4 protein-coding genes and 1 pseudogene are annotated in these 4,528 nt (G+C 63.9%); 4 read left to right on the forward strand and 1 reads right to left on the reverse strand.

Going from position 1 to position 4,528, the window contains the following annotated elements; all coding sequences use genetic code 11:
• The coding region (locus IEI94_RS05615) for a dihydroxy-acid dehydratase (protein ID WP_191166352.1) at window positions 1–831 on the reverse strand (831 nt) is incomplete at its 3' end.
• Window positions 832–1,027: 196 nt separating this feature from the next.
• Between IEI94_RS05615 and IEI94_RS05620 the strand changes: the two genes are divergently transcribed.
• The 4 genes and pseudogenes from IEI94_RS05620 to IEI94_RS05635 form a co-directional block, all read left to right on the forward strand.
• Complete coding sequence (locus IEI94_RS05620) at window positions 1,028–2,107, forward strand: TRAP transporter substrate-binding protein (RefSeq protein WP_191166347.1); 1,080 nt, start codon at window positions 1,028–1,030, stop codon at window positions 2,105–2,107.
• Between the two features lie 79 nt (window positions 2,108–2,186).
• Window positions 2,187–2,753, forward strand: a complete 567-nt coding sequence (locus IEI94_RS05625) for a TRAP transporter small permease (RefSeq protein WP_191166348.1) — start codon at window positions 2,187–2,189, stop codon at window positions 2,751–2,753.
• 12 nt (window positions 2,754–2,765) lie between these two features.
• On the forward strand, window positions 2,766–4,049 hold the full coding sequence (locus tag IEI94_RS05630) for a TRAP transporter large permease (RefSeq protein ID WP_191166349.1): 1,284 nt from the start codon (window positions 2,766–2,768) through the stop codon (window positions 4,047–4,049).
• A 27-nt stretch (window positions 4,050–4,076) separates the two neighbouring features.
• Window positions 4,077–4,528: pseudogene (locus tag IEI94_RS05635) on the forward strand (FAH family protein); the annotation flags it as partial.

Here is a 4,528-nt window from a genome sequence, read left to right on the forward strand (position 1 = left end):
TGCGTTGGTCGATCCGCCGATGGCGGCGTTGGTACGGATGGCGTTCTCGAAGGCCTGACGGGTCAGAATCTTCGACAGCTTGAGATCTTCGTCGACCATCTCGACGATGCGATTGCCGGACAGATGGGCCAGCACGTAGCGCCGCGAGTCCACCGCCGGAATCGCCGCATTGTGGGGCAGCGAGGTACCCAGCGCCTCGGCCATGCAGGCCATGGTCGAGGCGGTGCCCATGGTGTTGCAGGTGCCCGCCGAGCGTGACATGCCGGCCTCGGCGGCCATGAAGTCGTGCAGCGAGATGGTCCCCGCCTTGACCTGTTCGGAGAGCTGCCAGACCACGGTGCCGGAGCCGATATCCTTGCCCTTGTGCTTGCCGTTGAGCATCGGCCCGCCGGTCACCACGAGGGTCGGGATATCGCAGCTGGCCGCGCCCATCAGCAGTGCCGGAGTGGTCTTGTCGCAGCCCACCAGCAGCACCACGGCGTCGAGGGGATTGCCGCGGATCGCCTCCTCGACGTCCATGCTCGCCAGGTTGCGGGTGAACATCGCCGTGGGCCGCAGCAGCGACTCGCCGTTGGAGAACACCGGGAACTCAACGGGATAGCCGCCGGCCTCCAGCACGCCCTGCTTGACGTGCTCGGCGAGCTTGCGGAAATGGGCATTGCACGGCGTCAGTTCCGACCAGGTATTGCAGATGCCGATGATCGGCTTGCCCTGAAACTCGTGGTCGGGGATGCCCTGGTTCTTCATCCAGCTGCGGTACATGAAGCCGTTCTTGTCGGCGGTGCCGAACCACTCAGCAGAGCGAAGGGGCCGTTTAGGCTGGAAATTCATGGGCGCCTCGGTTGATACCAGCGAGATGTCGTGAATTGACGGTAGCCCTCTTCCCTCGCTTAGTCGACACATACAAAAGTATATGTTGAACAAATTGGAAATAAGTTCGACATTTAACGGGCGAACGCCGAAGCGGCTCAAAGCCACGGCGTTACCCCTATAACAACGACACGACGTCACAATGGAGATTCACGCCATGCACGCAATCTGGCGCAGCACCCTCACGCTGGCAGGCACCGCCACGCTCTCGCTGGGCGTTGCCCATGCCAACACGCCTGACCTCTCCGACCCGCCTCCCATCGAAGGCGAGGTGATCACCGAGGACCACGGCTCCCACACCATTCGCGTCGGCCTGGGCCTCGCCGAGACCTCACCGCTATATATTTCCACCCAGTATTTCGGCGACATCCTCTCCGAGCGCACGGAAGGCCGTCTCAGCGTCGACGTCTTCCCCAACAGCCAGCTGGGCGACGACGCTCAGATGATGGAGATGCTGCAGACCGGCTCGCTGGACATGACCATTCCCTCGACGTCACCGGCGACTACCTATGTCGAGGAGTTGGCGGTGTTCGACCTGCCGTTCCTGCTGCCCTCGCGTGAAGCGGCGATGGCCGTGCTCGAAAGCGATGTGGCGCTGGGCCTGCTCGACAAGTTCGAGGGTACCGGCATCAAGGCCTTCGCCTACCACGAAAACGGCTATCGTCAGCTGACCAACAGCGTGCGCCCGGTGGAATCTCCTGAGGATGTGGCCGGCCTGGATGTCAGCGGCCTGACCATTCGTACCATGGAGAACCCTGTACAGCTGAGCATCTGGGAAGCACTGGGCGCCAACCCCACGCCGATGGCCTTTGGTGAGGTCTTCTCGGCCATGGAGCAGGGCGTGATCGACGGTCAGGAGAACCCCTGGAGCACCATCCTCACCTCCAATTTCCATGAAGTGCAGGACTACGGCTCCGAGACCCGCCACGTCTACACGCCGTTCATCATCATGATGTCCGAGCGCACCTGGGACCGGCTCGACCCGGCCTACCAGGAACTGGTCGAGGAAGCGGCCCGTGAAGCGGCGGCCTATGAGATTCAGCTGGCCACCGAGTACGACGACTGGGCTCGCGATCAGCTCGAGGAGCGTGGCATGCAGATCACTCGTCTCGACGACGATCAGATCGCCGCCTTCCAGGAAGCCGTGCAGCCGGTCTACGACGAGTGGGCCCCGCGCATCGGTGAGGACCTGGTCGCCGAGATCCAGCAGATCGTCGAAGAGACCATGAACGACTGAAGCGCGTGCCTATTGGCATCCTTTGAGTCTGGCGCGGGCCCTCTGGGTCCGCGCCATGTTCATACCCCCTGGAGCGTCTATGCAACCCCCTCACACGCCACCACCGGATCCGTCCGAATTTCTCGACGACCCGCGCCGCCAGCCGCTGGAGATCGATACCGAGCAGCGCCGTGGCCCGGCGCTGTTTCGCTGGCTGACCACTGGCATGGAGCATCTGATCGCCACCCTGCTGGTGGCACTGATCGTGTCGGTGTCGGCCAACGTGGTCGGCCGCTCGCTGTTCAACCGTTCACTGCCGTGGGCCGATGAGCTGGCCCGCATGCTATTTATCTGGCTGATCTTTATCGGCGCTGCGGCGGCCTTCGCGCGCTTCGAACATATCGCCGTCGACCTGCTGTTGCGCAAGCTCCCGGAGCGCGCCGCCTACGGCCTCTATCTGCTTCAGCACCTGCTGATCACCGGCCTGATGTTCGTGATCATGGTCGGCGGCTACTTCGTGCTATCCCGCTCCACCGGGCGTACCGCACTCCTCGGCGTGCCCTGGAATCTGATCAATATCTCGCTGGTGCTGTGCGCGGCCTTTATCGCCGCGGTCGCGATCTGGCGCGCCTGGCGCGCCGCCCAACTGATGCTTGGCGCTCGCTAGGAGTCCTCTGTCATGCTCTGGATTTTTCTCGGTATCCTGTTCGCCTCCCTCGCCCTGGGCCTGCCGATCGCCTTTGGCCTGGGCATCGCCGCGGTGGTGATGGCGGTGATCTCGGATATCCCCCTGTCGATTCTGATCGAACAGTCGGTGCGCGGGGTCAACAACTTCCCGCTGCTGGCGATTCCGTTCTTTATTCTGGTCGGCGAAGTGATGAGCGCCGGCGGCATCGCCCGGCGGCTGATGGAGCTGGCCGGCACCCTGGTCGGCTTTATCCGCGGCGGCCTGGGTCAGGTGGCAATCACCGGCTCGATGTTCTTCGGCGGCATCAGCGGCTCGGCGGTGGCGGATACCGCCGCCACCGGCTCGATGATGATCCCGTCGATGAAGCAGCAGGGCTACTCGGGTCCCCAGGCCACGGCGATCAACACCGTCTCCTCGGTGATCGGCATCATCATCCCGCCGTCGATTCCGCTGATCCTCTACGGCATCGTCACCGAAACCTCGATCAGCCGGCTGTTTATCGCCGGCGTGGTGCCAGGGATGATGATCGCCTTCGGGCTGATGGTCACCACCTTCATCATGGCCAGCTTCGGCGGCGCCGGGCAGACCCGCAAGTTCCGCCTGAAGCCGCTGTGGCAGGCATTCAAGGCGGCCTGGCTGGCGATGGTGCTGCCGGTGATCGTGATCGGCGGCATCATCGGCGGAATCTTCACCGCCACCGAGGCGGCGGTGGTAGCGCTGCTCTACTCGCTGTTCATCTCGCTGGTGGTCTACCGTGAATTCCACATTCGCGAGCTGTGGGGGATGCTGATCCGCACCGCGCGGCTGACCGGCATGGTACTGCTGCTGCTGGCCTTCGCCACGGTGATTGCCTGGTTCCTGACCATCAACATGGTGCCGCAGACGCTGGTCATGCAGGTGCAGTCGATCACCCAGGATCCGTTCTGGCTGCTGCTCATCGTCGCCGGTCTGCTGCTGCTGGTGGGCTTCGTGATGGACCTGACTCCGGCGATGGTAATCATGGCGCCGATGCTGACGCCGATCGTCACCTCGGTGGGCATCGACCCGGTCTACTTCGGGGTGCTGATGGCGTTCATTCTCGGCATCGGCCTGCTGACGCCGCCGGTGGGCACCTGCCTGTACGTCGGCTGCGGGGTGGGCAAGGTGACCATGGAGCAACTGGTCAAGGCGATGCTGCCCTACTACGCGACCCTGCTGATCATGGCGGTGATTCTGATCGCCTTCCCGGGCCTGGTCACCTGGCTGCCGGACCTCACCGCCGTGCGCGGCAACTGATGCTTGAGACGATATAAGGAAGCTTTCATGCGCTTGATCCAATACCTCGACCAGGAACAGCTGAGAGTCGCCGTGGTGGAAAGTGCCGACTCGGTGCGCCCGATCAACATCGCGGGCGGCACCTATGCTCTGGCCAACATTGCCATCGACTCCGGCCAGCCGCTCAGCCAGGTCGTCGAGGCGCGCCTCGGCGATACGCTGCTCGACTACCAGCCGCTGATCGACGAGCGGCGCCTGCTGCCGCCGCTGACCCACCCCGACCCGGCCCACTGCTTGGTCACCGGCACCGGCCTGACGCACCTGGGCAGCGCCGATACCCGCTCGGCAATGCATGCCAAGGCCCAGGTCAGCGAGGAGGAGCTCACCGACTCCATGCGCATGTTCAAACTCGGCGTGGAGGGCGGCAAGCCCGCGGCCGGTGAAACCGGCGCCCAGCCGGAGTGGTTCTACAAGGGCGACGGCGACTGTATCGTGGCCCC

Source organism: Halomonas sp. ML-15 (assembly GCF_014779595.1).
In the GTDB taxonomy this organism is placed as follows: domain Bacteria; phylum Pseudomonadota; class Gammaproteobacteria; order Pseudomonadales; family Halomonadaceae; genus Franzmannia.

Coding starts and splice junctions, on each gene's coding strand:
- IEI94_RS05620 (WP_191166347.1), top strand. CDS start 1,028: ATGCACGCAATCTGGCGCAGCACCCTCACGCTGGCAGGCACCGCCACG.
- IEI94_RS05625 (WP_191166348.1), top strand. CDS start 2,187: ATGCAACCCCCTCACACGCCACCACCGGATCCGTCCGAATTTCTCGAC.
- IEI94_RS05630 (WP_191166349.1), top strand. CDS start 2,766: ATGCTCTGGATTTTTCTCGGTATCCTGTTCGCCTCCCTCGCCCTGGGC.